Origin of the sequence: Escherichia sp. E4385, from assembly GCF_963883145.1 — a bacterium.
Taxonomy (GTDB): Bacteria; Pseudomonadota; Gammaproteobacteria; order Enterobacterales; family Enterobacteriaceae; genus Escherichia.
The window spans coordinates 276308-298525 of record NZ_CAWOOJ010000011.1 but is presented as its reverse complement, the minus strand read 5'-3'; the positions used below and the strand labels follow the sequence as shown (position 1 = coordinate 298525).

Sequence of the window (22218 nt, the reverse complement as noted above, 5' to 3'; positions counted from 1 at the left end):
TTATCCCTTAGTGAGGATAAAGTCAATCTGTAAACGCATTTTATCCGCTATACAGGATAAACGCTGCGATATCCGCGATCGCGGATAAAATGGAGGATTAAAAAACGGCGCTGATGTGCCATTTGAGGTTGCTGACTAAAGTCGTCAATACTATACCGCATACCATCTTCGGCATGCGGCTTGATACGGTTTAGCAGATATATTTCACTCCCGGCATGCCCAGCCGTTATCACCTAATCCTAATAAAGAAAAGAAATAGGAATACCGATACTCAAAAATTAACAGCCACGGTTATCAGGATGTGGCTGTCAATAAAACTATAACCCAGGCGCTTTCCATAACGATGTCGTCAGTCCGTGATCAACCAGCCCCAGTTGATCCTGATATACAGCCTGCCACTTATCGCGTGAATCCTGATAAAGTTCATGCTTTTCCGGGTCTGGTGTATGCGTCCGTTCCCAGCGTACAAGACGTTCTCCAGTTTCTGCCATTGATGAATAAATCCCGGCACCGACGCCAGCTGCAATGGCACATCCTAATGCGGTGGCTTCTTTGACCACCGGAATATTAACGGGTAATCCCGCGACATCAGCGAGAATTTGACTCCATAATTTTCCCTTCGCCCCTCCGCCTGCAAAGACCAGCGATGTGGGACGAATATTCGAAAAATCAGCAATTTGCTGCAAGTTACACGCTGATACAATCGCCGCATTTTCTTCCAGAGCACGGAACAACGTCGCTTTGTTACATTTATCCGGGTCAATGGATAAGTTAATAAAAGAAGGCGCAGCGTGATACCAGGTTTTAAAGCGCATTCTGTCGGAGAATATCGGCATCACGCCCCACGACCCAGGCGGCACCCGGCTGGCCATATCTTCCAGCAGCGTGTAAGTGTCGATACCTAAACGTTCGGCAATCAGTTTTTCTTCGGCACAGAAAGCATCGCGGAACCAGCGCATGGTGAGTCCGGTAAAAAAGCTAATAGATTCAGCTTGTACCATGCCAGGAATAACATGGGGATTAACGCGCACGTTCATTTCTGGGTCCGTCATCGGCGCGGCTAAGTTTACAACTTGCTGCCAGAATGTGCCGCCAAGTACGGCAGTTTGTGCCGGGCGCACTACACCTAATCCCAGGCAACCAAGCTGTACGTCCCCTCCTCCCACGACCACCGGAGTGCCAGCCTTCAGGCCGCAAAGTTCCGCAGCTTGTGAACTTAGCACGCCCAGCAATGTGCCGGTTTCTTTGACAGGAGAAAGAATATCAGCCCGCAGTCCGGCCATATCCAGCAATGCAGGTTTCCAGTCACGGGTGGTTAGATCGAGAAGTCCCGTGGTGCCTGCGTTAGACGGATCGACCGCCAGTTCCCCACTTAACATATAGGCCAGCCAGTCGCTGATCATGGTGATGGTCGACGCTTGTCGGTAGATATCAGAACGATGATGCGCCAGCCAAAGTAATCTGGGAATGGCGCTTAAGGCCAACGTTTGTCCGGTCGCGCGATAAACTTCGTTTTCAAAGGTATTGTTATGCAGTTCTTTAAGTTCGCTGACTTCCCGCGCCGCTCTGGCATCCACATTGGCGCAGGCCCAGATCGGTGTTCCTTCATTGTTATATAAAACAATACCTTCGCGCATCGAACATGCCGAAACGGCAGCAATATATTCCGGCGCGATACCAGAATTATGTAACGCCTGGCGCATACATTCGCACGCCAGTTGCCAGTTCTTATTCAGATCAAATTCCATTGAACCGGGAACGTCAGGTACTGCCAGATGCCGCCACTCCGCCTGTCCTACTGCGATTTGATTGCCTTCCAGGTCGAAAATCACAGCCCGAATACTTCCGGTGCCTGCGTCCAGCGCCATAAGGTAATGCTTTGATTCTGAAGGGGTAAAGAGTCGAGCCATTAGATTATCCTCGGCTTAAGCGTTCTGTCTGTTCCTCTATACGTTCTCCATCGTTCCCGGTAATAAGGTGATGCTAAATTAACCACGTAAAATCGCAGCGGCAGTATCCTGGTCGGTAACCAGCGCGTTGATGTAGCCGCCTTTCATCGCAGCGGCGATCGCTTCGGCTTTATTTTCGCCCCCTGCGACACCTACTCTAGTTGGAATAGTTGTCATCGCGGTTAAAGGTAAGCCAATCAGTTCGTTATGTATTTTGATATCCGTGACAACGTCACCATTAGCGTCAAAAAAGTAACCTAAAATATCGCCAATGGCCCCTTTTCGACCAATCATTAACTGTTCGCCCTGGCTGATATAACCGGAGCGAATAATCGTCGCATTCTCTTTTTGATTCACTGCGCCAATGCCGACAATGGCCACATCCGCAGCTTGTGCGGCTAACAGGACATCTTTGACGCAGTTTTCATTTTTCAGCGTTCGGGCAATTTCAGCCGAAGATGCCCGTAATGGCGCCGGAATGATGTTGACGCTGCACGCTGCGTTAAGTTGCCCGATGCCTGTCATATAAGAGCCGACACCACCGGAGAGCGTGACCAGGCGGATTTGCTGTGACGAAATAAACCCACTTAAGCGTTGCAGCGTGTTCATCGTTGCCTCGCCAAAGCCAATCGCCAGCATTTGCTGTGGCTGGAGCAATCCCATCAACATATGCGCTGCGCCGATTCCTAAGCGCCCGCCGACATCTGCATCTGCGAGTCCAGGGATCACCCGCACATGCTGTAATGAAAACTGGCGACGTAATTGCGTTTCATATTCCAGACATCCTTCAAAGCGAGAATTAATCTGCACGCGAATAATGCCGGACTGATGCCCTTTCTCCAGTAACCGCGACACTTTCAAACGGGTCAGTCCGAGGCGATCGCTAATCTCGCTCTGGGTCAGCCCGTCGTGATAGTAAAACCACGCGATCCGCGCGACCTGTTCTTCTTCGCACATTCCCTGTTCTGAAATTGCCGAATCATTGATTGTCATAATTCATTCTTCACTTTGAACATATTTAAATCTTTAATGCAATTGTTCAGTTATTGCGCGCTTATATCTGTGATAGCCACCACAGTTTGGTCAAACAGCAATGAACATACGCAACCATAAAAATCAAAATAGCATAAATTGTGATCTATTCGTCGGAATTATGCGCAATAGCCACCTAAGGTTATGAACAAATTAAAAGTAAAAATACATTTGTTCAAAACTCACCTGCAAAACTGAATGGGGGAAATATGCAAACGAGTGATACCCGCGCGTTACCGCTACTTTGCGCCCGCTCGGTTTATAAAAAGTATTCAGGGGTTAATGTCCTGAAAGGCATCGATTTTACGTTGCATCAGGGGGAAGTCCACGCCCTGCTCGGCGGTAACGGCGCGGGTAAATCGACGCTAATGAAAATCATCGCCGGTATTACCCCCGCTGATAGCGGTACGCTGGAGATTGGGGGCAACAACTACACCAGATTAACGCCAGTTCATGCTCATCAGTTGGGTATTTATCTCGTTCCCCAGGAACCGCTGCTTTTCCCAAGTCTGTCGATAAAAGAAAACATCCTGTATGGGCTGGCAAAAAAACAGCTTTCTATGCAGAAAATGAAGAACTTGCTGGCGGCGCTGGGCTGCCAGTTTGATCTGCATAGTCTGGCGGGCTCACTGGATGTTGCCGACCGCCAAATGGTGGAAATCCTCCGCGGTCTGATGCGCGATTCGCAAATTCTTATTCTCGATGAACCTACAGCGTCGCTTACCCCTGCGGAAACCGAACGCTTGTTTGGCCGTTTGCGGGAACTACTCGCCACTGGCGTGGGTATTGTTTTTATCTCACATAAGCTGCCGGAAATTCGCCAGATTGCCGATCGGATTAGCGTGATGCGCGACGGAACTATCGCGTTAAGTGGCAAAACCAGTGAGCTGTCTACCGACGACATCATTCAGGCCATTACGCCAGCAACGCGGGAAAAATCTCTCTCAGCCAGTCAAAAGTTATGGCTGGAGTTGCCCGGTAATCGCCCACAACATGCAGCTGGAACATCGGTACTGGCGCTGGAAAATCTGACTGGCGAAGGTTTTATGAATGTCAGTTTTACGCTGAATGCCGGAGAAATTCTTGGCCTGGCTGGGCTAGTGGGGGCCGGGCGCACTGAACTGGCAGAAACGTTATATGGTCTGCGGCCTTTGCGTGGCGGGTGCATCATGTTGAATGGTAAAGAGATCAATAAATTATCTACCGGAGAACGTTTGCATTACGGTCTGGTTTATCTACCAGAAGATCGCCAGTCCTCAGGATTGAATCTCGATGCTTCGCTGGCGTGGAACGTCTGCGCCCTCACCCATAATCAACGCGGATTCTGGGCAAAAACCGCGAAAGATAACGCCACACTGGAACGATATCGTCGCGCGCTGAATATTAAATTTAACCAACCGGAACAAGCTGCACGAACTTTATCCGGTGGCAACCAGCAAAAAATCCTGATTGCCAAATGTCTGGAAGCTTCGCCGCAAGTATTGATTGTTGATGAGCCGACGCGCGGCGTGGATGTCTCGGCGCGTAATGATATCTACCAGCTGTTGCGCAGCATCGCCGCACAAAATGTGGCCGTGCTGCTTATCTCCTCCGATCTGGAAGAGATCGAACTGATGGCTGACCGCGTGTATGTGATGCATCAGGGTGAAATTACCCACTCGGCACTGACCGGGCGCGATATTAATGTCGAGACCATTATGCGCGTTGCCTTCGGCGATAGTCAGCGTCAGGAGGCGTCATGCTGAAGTTTATTCAGAACAACCGTGAAATCACGGCACTGCTGGCGGTGGTGCTGCTGTTTGTGTTGCCAGGTTTTCTCGACCGTCAGTATTTAAGTCTGCAAACGCTGACCATGGTTTATAGCAGCGCACAAATCTTGATCCTGCTGGCGATGGGCGCGACGCTGGTGATGCTGACGCGCAATATTGATGTTTCGGTAGGCTCAATTACGGGTATGTGCGCGGTGCTATTGGGGATATTACTGAATGCGGGGTATTCACTGCCTGTTGCTTGTGTCGCGACGTTACTGCTCGGCTTGCTCGCGGGATTTTTCAACGGTGTACTGGTCGCGTGGCTAAAGATCCCTGCCATTGTCGCTACGCTCGGTACATTAGGATTGTACAGAGGCATCATGCTGCTGTGGACTGGCGGTAAATGGATTGAAGGGTTACCCGCCGAACTGAAACAACTCTCCGCCCCGCTACTGTTTGGCGTTTCCGCGATTGGTTGGTTGACGATAATTCTGGTGGCATTTATGGCCTGGCTGCTGGCGAAGACGGCATTTGGACGCAGTTTTTATGCCACGGGCGATAATTTGCAGGGCGCTCGTCAACTGGGCGTTCGTACGGAAGCCATTCGGATTGTGGCATTTTCGTTGAACGGCTGCATGGCGGCACTGGCGGGGATTGTGTTTGCTTCGCAGATTGGTTTTATCCCCAACCAGACCGGTACCGGGCTGGAGATGAAAGCGATTGCAGCCTGCGTGCTGGGCGGTATTAGTTTGCTCGGCGGCTCCGGTGCGATCATCGGTGCGGTACTCGGTGCCTTGTTCCTGACGCAGATCGATAGCGTACTTGTGCTGTTGCGCATTCCGGCATGGTGGAACGATTTTATCGCGGGCCTCGTGCTGCTGGCCGTGCTGGTGTTTGATGGGCGACTGCGTTGTGCGCTGGAACGTAATCTGCGGCGGCAAAAATATGCCCGCTTTATGACGCCACCGCCATCCGTTAAACCCGCTTCGTCAGGTAAAAAACGGGAGGCCGCGTAATGCGTATTCGCTACGGTTGGGAACTGGCCCTTGCCGCACTGCTCGTTATTGAGATTGTCGCATTTGGTGCAATTAACCCACGGATGTTAGATCTCAATATGTTGCTGTTCAGCACCAGTGACTTTATCTGCATTGGCATTGTCGCCCTACCGCTGACGATGGTGATTGTCAGTGGCGGGATCGATATTTCGTTTGGTTCGACCATCGGCCTCTGCGCCATTGCATTGGGCGTACTGTTTCAAAGTGGTGTGCCGATGCCACTGGCGATTCTTCTGACATTACTGCTCGGCGCATTGTGCGGGCTGATCAACGCCGGATTAATTATCTATACCAAAGTTAACCCGCTGGTGATTACGCTTGGCACCCTGTATCTGTTTGCCGGAAGCGCTCTGCTGCTTTCCGGGATGGCCGGAGCGACGGGGTACGAAGGTATTGGTGGATTCCCGATGGCGTTTACAGATTTTGCTAACCTGGATGTGCTGGGACTCCCTGTTCCGCTGATTATTTTCCTGATATGTCTCCTCGTTTTCTGGCTCTGGCTGCATAAAACCCATGCCGGACGTAACGTGTTTTTGATTGGGCAAAGCCCGCGTGTGGCGCTTTATAGCGCGATTCCAGTTAACCGCACCTTATGTGCGCTCTATGCCATGACGGGGCTGGCGTCTGCGGTCGCCGCTGTGCTGCTGGTATCGTATTTTGGTTCAGCACGTTCCGATCTCGGTGCGTCGTTTCTGATGCCCGCCATCACCGCCGTGGTGCTTGGCGGTGCCAATATTTATGGTGGTTCCGGTTCCATTATCGGCACCGCCATTGCGGTTTTATTAGTGGGATATTTGCAACAAGGTTTGCAAATGGCAGGAGTGCCAAATCAGGTGTCCAGCGCCCTTTCCGGTGCGCTGCTTATCGTCGTTGTCGTTGGTCGTTCCGTTAGCCTGCATCGCCAGCAAATTAAAGAGTGGCTGGCGCGTCGGGCCAATAACCCATTGCCATAAAGGATATCTTCATGACACTTCATCGCTTTAAGAAAATCGCCTTACTTAGCGCCCTTGGCATTGCCGCAATCTCTATGAATGTGCAGGCCGCAGAGCGTATTGCATTTATTCCCAAACTGGTTGGCGTGGGATTTTTTACCAGCGGTGGCAACGGCGCACAACAAGCTGGTAAAGAGTTGGGCGTTGATGTGACCTACGATGGGCCGACAGAACCCAGTGTTTCTGGTCAGGTACAGTTGATTAATAACTTCGTCAATCAGGGATATAACGCCATTATCGTTTCTGCGGTTTCACCAGATGGTTTATGCCCGGCACTGAAACGCGCCATGCAACGTGGGGTGAAAGTACTTACCTGGGATTCTGACACCAAACCGGAGTGCCGTTCTTACTACATTAACCAGGGAACGCCCGCCCAGTTGGGAGGTATGTTGGTGGATATGGCGGCGCGCCAGGTAAATAAAGACAAAGCCAAAGTCGCGTTTTTCTACTCCAGCCCCACAGTGACGGACCAAAACCAGTGGGTGAAAGAAGCGAAAGCGAAAATCGCCAAAGAACATCCTGGATGGGAAATTGTCACTACGCAGTTTGGCTATAACGATGCCACCAAGTCATTACAAACTGCCGAGGGGATATTAAAAGCCTATAGCGATCTCGATGTCATTATCGCCCCCGATGCCAACGCCCTGCCCGCTGCCGCACAAGCCGCAGAAAACCTGAAAAATGACAAAGTTGCGATTGTCGGATTCAGTACGCCAAATGTGATGCGTCCGTATGTAGAGCGCGGCACGGTGAAAGAGTTTGGCCTGTGGGATGTGGTTCAGCAAGGCAAAATTTCGGTCTATGTCGCAGATGCATTATTGAAAAAAGGTGCAATGAAAACGGGCGACAAGCTGGATATTCAGGGCGTAGGTCAGGTGGAAGTCTCGCCAAACAGCGTTCAGGGCTATGACTACGAAGCGGATGGTAATGGCATTGTACTGTTACCGGAGCGCGTGGTTTTCAATAAAGAAAATATCGGCAAATACGATTTCTGATGTGCATTACTTAACCGGAGTAAGTTATGGCAGATTTAGACGATATTAAAGATGGTAAAGATTTTCGCACCGATCAACCGCAACAAAATATCCCTTTTACCCTCAAAGGTTGCGGTGCTCTGGACTGGGGAATGCAGTCTCGTTTATCGCGGATATTTAATCCGAAAACGGGTAAAACCGTGATGCTGGCCTTTGATCATGGTTATTTTCAGGGGCCGACTACCGGACTTGAACGCATTGATATAAATATCGCCCCACTGTTTGAACATGCCGATGTATTAATGTGTACACGCGGTATTTTACGCAGCGTGGTGCCACCCGCGACCAATAAGCCAGTGGTACTGCGGGCGTCAGGTGCGAACTCTATCCTTGCGGAATTAAGTAATGAAGCAGTGGCGTTATCGATGGATGACGCCGTGCGCCTGAACAGTTGTGCGGTGGCGGCGCAGGTTTATATCGGCAGCGAATATGAACATCAGTCGATCAAAAATATTATTCAGTTGGTCGATGCTGGAATGAAAGTGGGAATACCGACCATGGCAGTCACTGGCGTGGGCAAAGATATGGTGCGCGATCAGCGTTATTTCTCGCTCGCGACCCGAATCGCCGCTGAAATGGGGGCGCAAATTATCAAAACCTATTATGTCGATAAAGGTTTTGAACGGATTGTTGCCGGATGTCCGGTACCTATTGTTATTGCTGGCGGTAAAAAATTACCGGAGCGCGAAGCGCTGGAAATGTGCTGGCAGGCTATCGATCAGGGCGCTTCTGGTGTGGATATGGGGCGAAATATTTTCCAGTCAGACCATCCGGTGGCGATGATGAAAGCCGTACAGGCGGTGGTACACCATAACGAAACGGCTGATCGGGCATATGAACTCTATCTGAGTGAAAAACAGTAACTGCGGATTTAAGGAGAAGAATCATGCACGTCACACTGGTTGAAATTAACGTTCATGAAGACAAGGTTGACGAGTTTATCGAGGTCTTTCGCCAGAACCACCTGGGCTCGGTACAGGAAGAAGGTAATTTACGCTTCGATGTCTTACAGGACCCGGAAGTAAATTCGCGCTTTTATATTTACGAAGCCTATAAAGATGAAGACGCAGTGGCGTTCCATAAAACTACGCCCCACTACAAAACCTGTGTCGCGAAACTGGAAGCGCTAATGACCGGGCCGCGTAAAAAACGTGTGTTCAATGGGTTAATGCCGTGAGGCGAATTCATCAGTTTTATCTACAATTGGGGTAACGCGCTGACGGGAGTAAAAAATGTCTGACTGGAACCCCTCTTTATATCTGCTCTTTGCCGCTGAACGATCGCGTCCGGCGATGGAGCTGCTTGCCAGAGTGCCGCTGGAGAATGTCGAATATGTTGCCGATCTTGGCTGTGGCCCAGGTAACAGCACCGCCCTGCTGCATCAACGTTGGCCTGCGGCCATGATAACGGGCATCGACTCGTCTCCGGCGATGATTGCCGAAGCGCGCAGTGCTCTTCCAAAGTGTCAGTTTGTGGAAACAGACATCCGCAACTGGCAACCGAAACAGGCACTTGATCTGATTTTTGCTAATGCCTCGCTTCAATGGCTGCCCGACCACTACGAATTGTTTCCTCATCTGGTTTCGTTACTTAATCTCCATGGTGTGTTGGCAGTACAGATGCCAGATAACTGGCTGGAGCCGACCCATGTGCTGATGCGCGAAGTCGCCTGGGAACAAAATTATCCAGATCGCGGGCGTGAGCCGCTGGCTGGCGTTCATGCTTATTACGATATTTTGAGCGAAGCCGGATGCGAGATTGATATCTGGCGAACCACTTACTATCACCAGATGCCGTCGCACCAGGCGATTATTGACTGGGTGACCGCAACCGGATTACGCCCGTGGTTGCAGGATCTGACTGAGAGCGAACAGCAGCATTTTCTTACGCGCTACCATCAGATGCTGGAAGAGCAGTATCCCCTCCAGGAGAACGGGCAGATACTGCTGGCATTCCCGCGACTGTTTATTGTTGCCCGACGTATCGAGTAATTATCACGTCAGCTGGTAATGGCGATCGGGAAGAATTTTCGCTGGAATTTCTGCTTCATCGTTCATCTGTAACAGGTCAATTTCAATAGCGTTGCAGATGGCATCCAGTGGTAAATCGTTGTTTTCTGTACCGAACGGATCTTCAAGTTCTTCCGCCAGACAATCCAGCGAAATAAAGGTGTAGGAAATCAGCACAGAGATAAAAGGCGTCATGTAATGCAGATCCACGACCAGCGCGAACGGCAGCATGATACAAAACAGATAAACGGTACGATGCAAAATCAGGGTGTAGGCAAAGGGAATTGGCGTATAGGCAATGCGCTCGCAGCCTGCCAGAACCGCTGAAATATCATTAAGCCGATCGTTGAGGCTAATAAACAGGATATCTGAAAGTTGTCCATTGCGTCGCTGAACCGCCAACCACTCCCCCATTATCAACAAGATACGGTTGGCTGGAGTGTTTGAAGCCAGTACACGCTGAAGATCTTCGGCATTGAGATAATGTGCCAGCACTTCCGCCTGTGGTTGTTTGCGTAACGTCATGCGTAAACAGTGGGCGAAGGCGATTTGCAGTCGGGCAAACTCCCTTACACTTGCCGAATCTGGCAATGTCGTTTTTACCTCACGCAGTAACGACCGTGAAGCAATCATCAACTGCCCCCAAAGTTTTCGCGCTTCAACGTAACGGGCGTAACCGGCGTTATTACGAAAACCCAAAAAGATGGCGATGGCGACACCGAGAATGCTGAACGGTGCGAGGGTGAATTTGATGCCCAAATGCGTGTACCAGGGCAGCATGAAAATAACAGCGATAGAAAAGAGAAAATTGAGTAGTAAGCGCGAGGATATCTTGGATAATACTGAACCGTGCCAGACAAAAATACGGCGCAGCCAGTGTTGTTGTGGACGAACAATCATGGTTATCTTCAGGCGTGGAAAAGTCGCCCTATTAAACGTGATTACGATCACATTCTCAAGACGCTACTTACAAATTACCAACAAGCTTACAACATGAACAGGTGTGACATATGGCACCTAGTTGTGATAAATGGCATATAGGATGTTGTAACTAATATGGTGGAATAAGAAACCCGGTCGAAACCGGGTTCAGAGTATTAGCACAACGGACGTACAGCTTCGCGCATCCCTTTTTCCAGAATGGAATCCAGGTCATTAGCAACCAGTTCGACCAGGCCAGGCACTTGCGTCAGGTCCTGTTCCCAGTGGTCTTTTTCTGCCAGCACAGTAGCGACCAGCTCCTGGGTGTCGATGATACGGTCACGATGCTGGCTCCAGAGTTGCTGATAACGTTCCAGCCAGTGGGCATCATCCTGTACCGGATACGCTTCCCCGTTACGTTCTCCACGATAGAATGCAATCAATGCGGCTAACGCGAAGGTCAGTCGGGCCGGAAGTTTACCGTTCACCTTCTGCCCTGCCAGCAACTGAGGCAGAATTCGAGTACGGAACTTGGTCATACCGTTGAGCGCGATGGAAAGCAGCTGATGCTTAATATATGGGTTACGGAAACGCCCGGTTACCGCACTGGCGAAAGATTCCAGTTCATCACGAGGCAAATCCAGTACCGGAATAATTTCTTCGTAGATGGCTTTCTCAACGAATGCGCAAATTTCAGCATCGTTCATCGCTTCGCCTACAGTATCCAGCCCTGCCTGGAACGCAACTGGCACCAACGCCGTATGCGCACCGTTCAGGATTGCAACCTTACGCTCTTTGTATGGCTTAATATCATCTACAATCAATACGTTGAGCGGATATTTGTCCAGACGTAGTTCTGAAGCTAAAGATTTCGGCCCCTGAATTACAAACAGGTAAAAGTGTTCAGCGGTATCGAGGAAACCATCGTGATACCCCAGTTCTTCTTCCAGTTTCGCCACTTCATCACGCGGATAACCGGTAACGATACGGTCCACCAGCGTTGAACAGAAGCTATTAGCCTGATCCAGCCATTGAATAAATGCTTCTGGTAGCGCCCACTCCTGCGCGTAGCGCAGAACCAGTTCACGCAGCGCATCGCCGTTATAGTCGATCAGTTCACACGGGATGATAATCCAACCTTTATCCAGCGCACCGTTGAAATGGCTAAAACGTTCGAACAACAGGCGAGTCAGTTTTGCCGGATAGCTTACCGCTGGCGCGTCATCAAATTTGTCGCCTGCATGGTAGCTGATACCTGCTTCGGTGGTGTTAGAGAAAACAAAGCGCATTTCCGGGTTGTGCGCCAGTTTCAGGAATTCATTGTATTCACTGTAGACGCTGATTTCACGATTAACAGAACGAATCAGACGCGCATCGCTGACCGCCTCGCCCTTCTCATTCAAACCACGAATGATGGTGGTGTACAGACCATCCTGAGTGCTCAGTGACGGCGGGAATGAAGTTTCAATCGGACGAACTACGACCACACCAGACTTCAGATCGGTGTGCTCATTCAGGAGATCAATTTGCCAGTCGACAAAGGCACGCAGGAAGTTACCTTCACCAAACTGAATGATACGTTCTGGATACTGTGCACCGGGAAAATCGCGACGATTTAGTGTTTTCACAATGGGTTCCCTTTTGATTAGTCATACAACCTGTTTGAATTGGTACGACAGGTTAGCAAACTTTGATACGCTGAACCCCTGTTTTGATCAACTCGCGGCGAACAATTCACGTTTTTTGGCGAAAAATGTGCTGTTGGTCAAGGTTCCGGAAAGTGAAAGCTTGTAGTCATGATTCCCGGTAAAAATGGGAAATGACAAAATTGGTAGAACAAATTAGATGTTCACCACCAAAAAATCACAACCTGTCAGACAACTTCCTCGCCATAATGCATAGTGCTGGTACGATTTCGCCCGTCTTTTTTCGAGCGATAAAGGCAAGTATCAGCTTCTACCATCAGCTTATTGAAATCATCGATTAACGTACGAAATGTTGCACTCCCACTTCCGACACCAATGCTAACCGTCAAATAAAGCGTTTTTTGTTGCCAGATAAACGGTTGCATTTCTACGCCTTTACGGATTTTTTCCGCCATCAGCAGACCATCCACAGGATTCACCGAAGGCACTGCAACAGCAAATTCTTCGCCGCCCATCCGCGCCACCAGCCCTTTATCACCAACTATCTTCTGTATATGCCGGGCAAACACGCTTAAAACTTTATCGCCACATTCATGACCATAGTTGTCGTTTATGCTTTTGAAATAGTCGATATCAAGCAGCATCACCGTCAGATGTTGTGTCTGTTGTAGTGACGGATTTTTTAATGCCTCAAAAAGACCTGAGCGCGAGTAAACCTGGGTGAGAAAATCAAAATCGGCACGCAGAGAAACTTGCTTAACCAGCGAGTTAATTGCCGCCACGCTAAAGGAAACCATGATTGGGCAAATTGCCATGGTAGCAATCCCCAGACGAGCGGAGAACATTTGTGGGATAGAGAACGGCGAACCGACGGCGATATCTATCACCGAATTTGCCACCAGCACAATCTCCACCGCGCCCGTCAAAAAAGTCAGCAAACACGTTACCTGCGGGGTATAGCGTACCGCACACCAGATCAATGCAGGCAATGGGAACGCCAGACTCCCCGCACCGCCAATAACTACCGAGGCAATGACCGATACAATGAGCGCAATAAACGGCATCATCTGTTCTGCTTTAAAGCGTGGCAACGCCCTGGGGATCGCCAGCGTCAACATACACGGAACAATTAACACGCCCGTCGAAAACTGTTCGCTAAACCAGTCAGCAAGTAAGGGCCAGAAATCCAGACTATCAATACTTACTGAACCAACCGCCCCTACAATTGCGCATAATAATGCGGCTATAAGGCAATAATTAAACAAGCGTAAGGCACTTACTGGCTCATACTTATTTTTCCCCAGTCGCTTATCCCTCAGCACTAACCGAGCCACGGTCACAATAAACATCATATTGGACAAGTTGATGACCAGTGAAACTAAACCCCATTCGGTAGTCATCGCATCATAAGCCATCATCGCCACGTAACTGATTGCATAGTAATGCAGCCGATTGAGCCAGACATACCGGGCAAAAACCCCTGCCATCACACCATTCAGCGGCCAGAAGAGAGAGAGTTCATGAACCAGACGTAACTCTGCACCAACAAAATAGAACAGCGTGGTTAGCGCAAAAATCGCGATGCTATTACGTAGCAAATGGCCTTCCAGGAACAAATGGAAAGTTGAGATGGGGTGTACACGCATTAATTATCTGTCCATACAATTGCAGACTGCAATTATTTTAACGCAATAAGTAAATTCTCATAAAGGATAGCATGTTCACTGGCAGCGGTGACAAATAAAGATATTAATCCGATACGGCTTTGTCGAAATCTGACATTCTTATGGCTGATTCATCTGAATAACCAGCCAGTGGTAGATAACCGTCACAATATAACGTTGTTGTTCCTCACTTAACGAAACACCCTGCGGAATGTTGTGCCACTTAGCCAGACAGCCGCGACAACATGTTGCTGTAGCATGCTGGGCAATAAACACCGGATGCCCGCGCATCGGAGTTTGCTTGCCATCGTTCGCCGGTAAGGCCGGGGCAAGACGTTTAGCGACAAAATCCGCCGCATGTTGTTCGATAACCGGCGCGCCCTTCTCCAGACAATACTGACGCTCCTTCACGCCTAAACGAAAGCGGGAGCGAAATTTTGAACGGGATAAACGCGCGAAGAGTGGATCAAGAGACAGCATTAGTAAACCGAGCGTCCTAATTGTTTCGTCAATTGTTCAAGTACTGCAATACCGGCAAGAGAGTTACCTGCGTCATCCAGTTCCGGACTCCAGACCGCAATGGCCATTTCATGTGGGACGATCGCCACAATACCGCCACCAACGCCAGATTTCGCCGGAAGTCCCACCCGCCAGGCAAACTCGCCCGCGTTCTGGTACATACCACTGGTTGCCATCAGCGCGTTAATTTGTCGCGCCTGCATTGGCGTTACCACCGGCTCATCGATATGAATAGCCTTCCCCTGATTTGCCAGAAAGACAAACGTTCGGGCCAGCTCAACGCAGCTCATTTTTAGTGCACAGTAGTGAAAGTAGTTTTGCAGTACTGTTGTCACATCATGATGGAAATTGCCAAACGACTTCATCAGCCAGGCTATCGCCGCATTTCTCGCAGAATGCTCGAACTCTGAACGCGCTACCACCGTATCGTATGCAATATCAGACACGCCGCTTAGTCCACGCACCACTTCCAGCATACGTTGCCGTGGGGCGCTTAATCGCCCTTGCAACATGTCGCAGACCACCAACGCACCGGCATTAATAAAAGGATTTCGTGGAATACCCTGCTCCATTTCCAGTTGCACCAGAGAATTGAATGGCGATCCCGACGGATCCTTGCCTACACGTTGCCAAATCTCTTCTTCGGAGTAATGACGCATTGCAACAACGAGACTGAGCACTTTGGAAATAGACTGAATTGAAAAACGCTCTTGCGCGTCTCCGGCCTGAAAAAGCTGCCCGTCAACGGTACAGATAGCAATGCCCAGTCGGGAACCCTCTACCGTTGCCAGTGCCGGAATATAATCCGCGACTTTCCCCCGACCAATTAGCGGTCGTACTTGCCGCAAGATGTTTTCTAAAATTGCATTATCCATGGCGACTGCCACTCTCTGCTCCTTGCTCGCAGGTCTGAAAAGACCTGCGAGTATAACAGAGCTAAATATGTGACGTCAGATCCGGTCTTTCCATACCGTCTGGATATTACAGAACTCATGTAACCCAAAATGGGAAAGCTCACGACCAAAGCCGCTCTTCTTCACACCGCCAAACGCTACCCGTGCATCACTGGCGCTGAAACCATTGATAAACACCCCTCCACATTCCAGACGTGCTGCCATTTGTTTCGCCAGTGCTTCATCAGAGGTAATAATGGTTGCAGAAAGTCCAAACTCGCTGTCATTAGCCAGTTTAAGCGCATGTTCAGCATCTTTCGCAATGGTGATTGCCGCGACGGGTCCAAACAACTCTTCACGAAACGCGGTCATTTCTGGCGTGACGTCTGCGAGAACCGTTGCCGGATAGTAGTTTCCTGCGCCAGCTACCTTTTCCCCTCCGAGTAACAGACGGGCGCCCTGTGTCAGTGATTTTTCAACCTGATGATGTAGCTCATCACGCAAATCGAAACGCGCCATCGGCCCGAGGTCGTTATCCTCATGACTCGGATCGCCCATTTTCAACGCCGATACCGCCGCCACAAAACGTTCGGTAAATGCAGAGGCAATCCCCTCTTCGATGATAAAGCGTTTTGCTGCTGCACAAACCTGCCCGGTATTCTGATAACGTCCGGCAACCGCGGCTTTCACGGCCAGGTCCAGATCGGCATCGTTAAGCACAATAAATGGGTCGGAACCGCCCAATTCAAGCACACATTTTTTCAGCGCCGCCCCAGCCTGCGCGCCAATGGCTGCTCCCGCACGGACACTTCCGGTGACTGTAACCGCAGCAATGCGCGGGTCTTTAATCATCTGGCTTACACCGTCATTGTCGGCATTCAACCAGCCATATACGCCTTGTGGGATACCTGCATCGTTAAAGACCTGAGCAATTAACTGTGCACAGCCCATCACATTTGGCGCATGCTTAAGCAAATAACCGTTACCTGCCAGGATAATGGGAACAGCCCCTCGCATCACCTGCCATAACGGAAAGTTCCACGGCATAATCGCCAGGATCGTCCCCATAGGACGATATTCAATAACCGCTTGCTGATTTTCTACCTGCGTAGGTTCGCTCTTCAGCATTGCCGGACCATGCTCTGCATACCAGTCGCACAAGTTTGCTGATTTCGCCACTTCGGCACGCGCCTGTTTGATCGGTTTCCCCATTTCTCGAGTGATCATTTGCGCCATCTCTTCGCTACGGGCGCGCAAAGCCTTACCGAGATCACGCAGTTTTTCTGCGCGATAATCTACGTTTGTTACGCGCCAGTCGCGAAAGCCTGCCGCTGCAAGCCGAAGTGCGTGTTCAATATCGTCAGCGCCAGCCCACGGCAGTGCAGAAAGTTGTTCGCCATTGGCTGGATTTATTGAAATAGCATGGGTAAGCGGAGTAATGGTCATTCGGGTATCTCCTTCGTGAGTTATGGTGTGAAGATACGCAGATTTACTCTTTCGTTAAAATGAATAATATTAAGTCACTTGTTCACGAATCGAGAATGCTATGGATCTGACCCAGCTGGAGATGTTTAACGCCGTTGCCGAGGCTGGCAGCATTACCCAGGCGGCAGCAAAAGTGCATCGTGTGCCATCTAACCTGACTACCCGTATCCGCCAGCTGGAAACAGAACTCGGCGTGGAACTGTTTATTCGCGAGAATCAGCGTTTACGTCTTTCTCCTGCCGGGCATAATTTTTTGCGCTATAGCCAACAAATTCTCGCGTTGGTCGACGAAGCGCGAAATGTTGTTGCTGGCGATGAGCCACAAGGCTTGTTTTCTCTCGGTTCGCTGGAAAGCACCGCAGCGGTACGCATCCCAGCTACACTGGCAGAATTTAACCGTCGTTATCCTAAAATTAAGTTTTCCCTTTCCACTGGCCCTTCCGGAACTATGCTGGACGGTGTACTTGAGGGAAAACTGAATGCGGCATTTATTGATGGTCCGATTAACCATACAGCCATTGACGGGATGCCGGTGTACCGCGAGGAGTTGATGATCGTTACGCCGCAAGGACATACTCCCGTTACCCGCGCCAGTCAGGTTAATGGTTGTAATATCTATGCCTTCCGCGCTAACTGCTCGTATCGCCGCCACTTTGAGAGCTGGTTTCATGCCGACGGCGCAGCGCCGGGGACAATTCATGAGATGGAGTCATATCACGGTATGCTGGCCTGTGTAATCGCCGGAGCGGGAATTGCGCTTATTCCTCGTTCCATGCTGGAAAGTATGCCGGGGCATCATCAGGTTGAAGCCTGGCCATTAGGTGAGCAATGGCGTTGGTTAACGACATGGCTGGTCTGGCGTCGTGGCGCGAAGACTCGTCAGCTTGAGGCGTTTATTGAACTGCTTGACACATCGCTGGAACAGCATGAAGCGGCAAAATGAGATGTGGATCACAAAGTCATTGTATTCACATCATTAACCGTTTTAAGATCATTTCATCACCTTTTCGCAACTCACCCGATAATCTGTTATGACAACAAACACTGTTTCCCGCAAAGTGGCGTGGCTACGGGTAGTTACGCTGGCAGTAGCCGCCTTCATCTTCAATACTACCGAATTTGTCCCTGTTGGCCTGCTTTCTGACATTGCGCAAAGTTTTCACATGCAAACTGCTCAGGTCGGCATCATGTTGACCATTTATGCATGGGTAGTAGCGCTAATGTCATTGCCTTTTATGCTAATGACCAGTCAGGTTGAACGCCGCAAATTGCTGATCTGCCTGTTTGTGGTGTTTATTGCCAGCCATGTGCTGTCATTTTTATCGTGGAGCTTTACCGTTCTGGTGATCAGCCGAATCGGCGTTGCTTTCGCACATGCTATTTTCTGGTCGATAACGGCGTCTCTGGCGATTCGCATGGCGCCAGCAGGTAAACGAGCGCAGGCGTTGAGTTTAATCGCTACCGGTACAGCACTGGCAATGGTATTAGGTTTACCCATTGGTCGAATTGTGGGGCAATATTTCGGCTGGCGAACGACGTTTTTTGCCATTGGTATTGGAGCGCTTATCACCCTGCTATGCCTGATTAAGTTACTTCCATTACTCCCCAGCGAGCATTCCGGGTCGTTGAAAAGTCTTCCGCAGCTGTTCCGCCGCCCGGCATTGATGAGCATATATTTGTTGACGGTAGTGGTGGTTACCGCGCATTACACGGCATACAGCTATATTGAGCCTTTTGTGCAAAACGTAGCTGGGTTCAGTGCCAATTTTGCTACAGCATTGCTGTTAATGCTCGGAGGCGCAGGCATTATTGGTAGCGTGATTTTCGGCAAACTCGGCAATCAGTATGCGTCTACGCTGGTGAGTGCGGCAATTGCGTTATTGCTGGTGTGCCTGACGCTACTGTTACCTGCGGCGAACAGTGAGATGCACCTCGGCGTACTGAGCGTTTTCTGGGGGATTGCGATGATGATCATCGGCCTTGGGATGCAGGTAAAAGTGCTGGCGCTAGCACCGGATGCTACCGACGTTGCGATGGCGCTATTTTCGGGGATATTTAATATTGGTATCGGCGCCGGGGCGCTGGTGGGTAATCAGGTGAGTCTTCACTGGTCGATGTCGATGATTGGCTATGTTGGCGCGGTGCCTGCTCTCGCTGCGTTAATATGGTCAATCGTCATATTCCGCCGCTGGCCAGTGAAACTCGAAGAACAGACACAATAGTTGAAAGGCCCATTCGGGCCTTTTTTAATGGTACGTTTTAATGATTTCCAGGATGCCGTTAATAATAAACTGCACTCCCATACACACCAGTAAGAAGCCCATCAGGCGGGAGATCGCTTCAATTCCCCCCTTGCCAACCAGCCGCATAATTGCGCCAGAGCTACGTAGGCTTCCCCACAAAATGACCGCAACCAGAAAAAAGATCAGCGGCGGCGCAACCATCAGTACCCAGTCTGCGAAGGTTGAACTCTGACGTACTGTGGACGCCGAACTGATGATCATCGCAATGGTCCCCGGTCCAGCGGTACTTGGCATTGCCAGTGGAACAAAGGCGATGTTGGCACTGGGTTCATCTTCCAGCTCTTCGGATTTGCTTTTTGCCTCTGGTGAGTCAATCGCTTTTTGCTGGGGGAAGAGCATACGGAAACCAATAAAAGCGACAATTAAGCCGCCAGCAATACGCAGACCGGGAATCGAAATCCCGAATGTGTCCATCACCAGTTGTCCGGCATAGTACGCCACCATCAAGATGGCAAAAACATATACCGAGGCCATTAATGACTGACGATTACGTTCGGCGGTGTTCATGTTACCCGCAAGCCCGAGAAACAACGCTACGGTGGTTAACGGGTTAGCTAACGGCAATAACACCACCAGCCCCAGGCCTATCGCTTTAAACAAATCTAACATTGGTGGTTGCCATCCTGTGTCGCTAGTTATCTGCGAAAAGTATAAAGGGTAAACAAGGAGAAAGTTTCACTCTTTAACTAATCTTGCAGCACACTGCGCAATACTTGAACCGATTTAGCAAATCGTGGCATCGAGGGATTCATTCGTTTGACTTATACTTGCCTGGGCAATATTATCCCCTGCAACTAATTACTTGCCAGGGCAACCATTGTGAAAAGTACCAGCGACCTGTTCAATGAAATCATCCCATTAGGTCGCTTAATCCATATGGTTAATCAGAAGAAAGACCGTCTGCTTAACGATTATCTGTCACCGCTCGATATCACCGCGGCACAGTTTAAAGTGCTCTGCTCTATCCGCTGCGCAGCATGCATTACTCCCGTTGAGCTGAAAAAAGTCCTTTCGGTTGACCTTGGCGCGCTGACCCGCATGTTGGATCGCCTGGTTTGCAAAGGCTGGATTGAGCGGTTGCCGAACCCGAATGACAAGCGCGGCGTGTTGGTGAAACTCACCAGCAGTGGCGCGGCAATATGTGAACAATGCCATCAATTAGTTGGCCAGGACCTGCATCAAGAATTAACAAAAAACCTGACGGCGGACGAAGTGGCAACGCTTGAGCATTTGCTCAAGAAAGTCCTGCCGTAAACAAAAAAAGAGGTATGACGATGTCCAGACGCAATACTGACGCTATTACCATTCATAGCATTTTGGACTGGATCGAGGACAACCTGGAATCACCACTGTCACTGGAAAAAGTGTCAGAGCGTTCAGGTTATTCCAAATGGCACCTGCAACGGATGTTTAAAAAAGAAACCGGCCATTCATTAGGCCAATACATCCGCAGCCGTAAGATGACAGAAATCGCGCAAAAGCTGAAAGAAAGCAACGAGCCAATCCTCTATCTGGCAGAACGTTATGGTTTCGAGTCACAGCAAACGCTGACTCGCACCTTCAAAAATTACTTTGATGTTCCGCCACATAAATATCGGATGACCAATATGCAGTGCGAGTCGCGGTATTTGCATCCATTGAACCATTACAACAGTTAATAAAAATGTGACAACGTCACTGAGGCAATCATGAAACCACTTTTATCCGCAATGGTAACCGCGCTTATTCTGTTTTCCGCGCAGAGCTTTGCGGAGCAAACCTCGCAACCGGTCGTTACTTCCTGTGGCGATGTGGTGATTGTTCCCCCATCGCAGGAACAACCACCGTTCGATTTAAATCACATGGGTACAGGCAGTGACAAATCGGATGCGCTGGGCGTGCCCTATTACAACCAACACGCCATGTAGTTTATTCAGGCCCCGGCATATCGGGGCTTGTTAGCCTCTCACCTTCACCGCTTTACGCCACCGCAAACCAAACACATTGATATACAGTCCGGTCATAATGAGCACGGCCCCTAAGAATTGCAGGCCTGTTAGGCGTTCATCCAGCAGTAACGCTGCACTTGCCAGACCGACTACCGGCACCAGTAATGATAATGGTGCGACACGCCATGTCTCATAGCGTCCAAGCAGCGTACCCCAGATCCCGTAACCAACTATCGTCGCCACAAATGCCAGATACATCAACGCCAGAATGGTGGTCATGTCGATAGTGACCAGACTGTGAATCATTTTTTCGGCGCCATCGAGAATGAGCGAGGCGACAAAAAACGGGATTATCGGGATTAATGCGCTCCAGACGACCAGAGACATCACTGCCGGACGGGATGAATGAGACATGATCTTTTTATTGAAGATATTGCCACTCGCCCAACTAAATGCCGCCGCCAGGGTCAAAATAAAACCGAGCATCGCCACATGCTGACCGTTAAAGCTATCTTCGATTAACACCAGTACACCAAAAATCGCTAACGCAATCCCCGCCAGTTGCTTACCGTGCAGCCGTTCGCCAAAAGTAAAAGCACCGAGCACGATAGTAAAAAACGCCTGAGCCTGTAAGACCAGCGAGGCTAGCCCTGCCGGCATACCGAAGTTAATGGCGCAAAAGAGAAAGGCAAACTGCGCAAAACTGATGGTTAAACCATACCCCAGCAGTAAATTCAGCGGTACTTTTGGTCGCGCCACGAAAAAGATTGCCGGGAAGGCGACCAGCATAAAGCGTAAACCGGCCAGCATCAGCGGTGGCATGTTATGGAGCCCCACTTTGATGACCACAAAATTAAGCCCCCATACAACGACGACTAATAGCGCCAACAACCCATCTTTCCGCGACATTTTTCCGCCTCTGAATTTTCATTTTTTGTCAGCAATCAACTTAGCTGAATTTACTTTTCTTTAACAGTTCATTCGTTGATCACCGTTTACCACGGCATTAATGGCAAATAAGTCGCTATACTTCAGAT

Annotated in this window: 22 protein-coding genes; 12 read left to right on the top strand and 10 right to left on the bottom strand. The window is 49.8% G+C overall.

The window, feature by feature from the left end:
• Positions 1-317 precede the first annotated feature (317 nt).
• A complete protein-coding gene (gene lsrK / locus AACS80_RS11365) occupies positions 318-1910 on the bottom strand; it encodes an autoinducer-2 kinase (RefSeq protein WP_135410712.1) in 1593 nt (530 codons plus the stop codon).
• A 78-nt stretch (positions 1911-1988) separates the two neighbouring features.
• Positions 1989-2942, bottom strand: coding sequence for a transcriptional regulator LsrR (gene lsrR / locus AACS80_RS11360; protein ID WP_135410711.1), 954 nt, complete (start codon positions 2940-2942; stop codon positions 1989-1991).
• A gap of 248 nt (positions 2943-3190) precedes the next feature.
• On the opposite strand from lsrR, the gene lsrA reads away from it, so the two are divergent.
• The 7 genes from lsrA to tam are packed head-to-tail and all read left to right on the top strand — an operon-like array spanning position 3191 to position 9804.
• On the top strand, positions 3191-4726 hold the full coding sequence (gene lsrA / locus AACS80_RS11355) for an autoinducer 2 ABC transporter ATP-binding protein LsrA (RefSeq protein WP_135410710.1): 1536 nt from the start codon (positions 3191-3193) through the stop codon (positions 4724-4726).
• Entirely contained in the window at positions 4720-5748 is a 1029-nt protein-coding gene (gene lsrC / locus AACS80_RS11350; protein ID WP_135410709.1) for an autoinducer 2 ABC transporter permease LsrC, read from the top strand. Before lsrA ends, lsrC begins: the two co-directional genes overlap by 7 nt.
• Positions 5748-6740: an autoinducer 2 ABC transporter permease LsrD gene (gene lsrD / locus AACS80_RS11345; protein WP_001222721.1), complete on the top strand. Its 993-nt coding sequence runs from the start codon at positions 5748-5750 to the stop codon at positions 6738-6740. Before lsrC ends, lsrD begins: the two co-directional genes overlap by 1 nt.
• 11 nt (positions 6741-6751) lie before the next feature.
• Positions 6752-7774 carry an autoinducer 2 ABC transporter substrate-binding protein LsrB gene (gene lsrB / locus AACS80_RS11340; RefSeq protein ID WP_130209235.1) on the top strand — a complete coding sequence of 341 codons (1023 nt, stop codon included), beginning with the start codon at positions 6752-6754 and terminating at the stop codon, positions 7772-7774.
• Positions 7775-7800: 26 nt separating this feature from the next.
• On the top strand, positions 7801-8676 hold the full coding sequence (lsrF, locus tag AACS80_RS11335; protein ID WP_135410708.1) for a 3-hydroxy-5-phosphonooxypentane-2,4-dione thiolase: 876 nt from the start codon (positions 7801-7803) through the stop codon (positions 8674-8676).
• 23 nt (positions 8677-8699) lie between these two features.
• Entirely contained in the window at positions 8700-8990 is a 291-nt protein-coding gene (gene lsrG / locus AACS80_RS11330; RefSeq protein ID WP_130209237.1) for a (4S)-4-hydroxy-5-phosphonooxypentane-2,3-dione isomerase, read from the top strand.
• 55 nt (positions 8991-9045) lie between these two features.
• The gene (gene tam / locus AACS80_RS11325) at positions 9046-9804 is read left to right on the top strand and encodes a trans-aconitate 2-methyltransferase (protein WP_135410707.1); all 759 of its coding nucleotides are present in this window, start codon (positions 9046-9048) and stop codon (positions 9802-9804) included.
• A gap of 3 nt (positions 9805-9807) precedes the next feature.
• On the opposite strand, the gene AACS80_RS11320 is transcribed toward tam, so the two are convergent.
• The 6 genes from AACS80_RS11320 to sad all read right to left on the bottom strand — a co-directional run bounded on the left by AACS80_RS11320 (position 9808) and on the right by sad (position 16911).
• Positions 9808-10722, bottom strand: a complete 915-nt coding sequence (locus tag AACS80_RS11320; RefSeq protein WP_130260624.1) for a bestrophin family protein — start codon at positions 10720-10722, stop codon at positions 9808-9810.
• A 197-nt stretch (positions 10723-10919) separates the two neighbouring features.
• Positions 10920-12371, bottom strand: coding sequence for a tagaturonate reductase (gene uxaB, locus AACS80_RS11315; RefSeq protein WP_135410706.1), 1452 nt, complete (start codon positions 12369-12371; stop codon positions 10920-10922).
• A gap of 245 nt (positions 12372-12616) precedes the next feature.
• A complete protein-coding gene (locus AACS80_RS11310) occupies positions 12617-14035 on the bottom strand; it encodes a sensor domain-containing diguanylate cyclase (RefSeq protein WP_131161903.1) in 1419 nt (472 codons plus the stop codon).
• A gap of 138 nt (positions 14036-14173) precedes the next feature.
• Positions 14174-14533 carry a DUF4186 domain-containing protein gene (locus AACS80_RS11305; protein ID WP_135410705.1) on the bottom strand — a complete coding sequence of 120 codons (360 nt, stop codon included), beginning with the start codon at positions 14531-14533 and terminating at the stop codon, positions 14174-14176.
• Positions 14533-15459, bottom strand: a complete 927-nt coding sequence (glsB, locus tag AACS80_RS11300; protein WP_130260621.1) for a glutaminase B — start codon at positions 15457-15459, stop codon at positions 14533-14535. Before glsB ends, AACS80_RS11305 begins: the two co-directional genes overlap by 1 nt.
• Before the next feature lie 63 nt (positions 15460-15522).
• On the bottom strand, positions 15523-16911 hold the full coding sequence (gene sad, locus AACS80_RS11295) for a succinate-semialdehyde dehydrogenase (RefSeq protein WP_138183791.1): 1389 nt from the start codon (positions 16909-16911) through the stop codon (positions 15523-15525).
• Between the two features lie 100 nt (positions 16912-17011).
• On the opposite strand from sad, the gene ptrR reads away from it, so the two are divergent.
• Both ptrR and ydeA read left to right on the top strand, forming a co-directional pair.
• Positions 17012-17893: a putrescine utilization regulator PtrR gene (ptrR, locus tag AACS80_RS11290; RefSeq protein ID WP_135410704.1), complete on the top strand. Its 882-nt coding sequence runs from the start codon at positions 17012-17014 to the stop codon at positions 17891-17893.
• A gap of 88 nt (positions 17894-17981) precedes the next feature.
• The gene (gene ydeA / locus AACS80_RS11285) at positions 17982-19172 is read left to right on the top strand and encodes an L-arabinose MFS transporter (RefSeq protein WP_135410703.1); all 1191 of its coding nucleotides are present in this window, start codon (positions 17982-17984) and stop codon (positions 19170-19172) included.
• Positions 19173-19196: 24 nt separating this feature from the next.
• Here ydeA and marC read toward each other — a convergent pair whose 3' ends face one another.
• The gene (gene marC / locus AACS80_RS11280) at positions 19197-19862 is read right to left on the bottom strand and encodes an NAAT family transporter MarC (RefSeq protein ID WP_130209251.1); all 666 of its coding nucleotides are present in this window, start codon (positions 19860-19862) and stop codon (positions 19197-19199) included.
• Positions 19863-20072: 210 nt separating this feature from the next.
• Between marC and marR the strand changes: the two genes are divergently transcribed.
• The 3 genes from marR to marB are packed head-to-tail and all read left to right on the top strand — an operon-like array spanning position 20073 to position 21160.
• Complete coding sequence (gene marR, locus AACS80_RS11275; RefSeq protein WP_130209253.1) at positions 20073-20507, top strand: multiple antibiotic resistance transcriptional regulator MarR; 435 nt, start codon at positions 20073-20075, stop codon at positions 20505-20507.
• Positions 20508-20527: 20 nt separating this feature from the next.
• Positions 20528-20911, top strand: coding sequence for an MDR efflux pump AcrAB transcriptional activator MarA (gene marA / locus AACS80_RS11270; protein ID WP_130209255.1), 384 nt, complete (start codon positions 20528-20530; stop codon positions 20909-20911).
• Positions 20912-20941: 30 nt separating this feature from the next.
• Positions 20942-21160: a multiple antibiotic resistance protein MarB gene (gene marB / locus AACS80_RS11265; RefSeq protein WP_130209257.1), complete on the top strand. Its 219-nt coding sequence runs from the start codon at positions 20942-20944 to the stop codon at positions 21158-21160.
• 30 nt (positions 21161-21190) lie between these two features.
• Here marB and eamA read toward each other — a convergent pair whose 3' ends face one another.
• Positions 21191-22090, bottom strand: coding sequence for an O-acetylserine/cysteine exporter (gene eamA / locus AACS80_RS11260; protein ID WP_130260617.1), 900 nt, complete (start codon positions 22088-22090; stop codon positions 21191-21193).
• Positions 22091-22218: the final 128 nt, after the last annotated feature.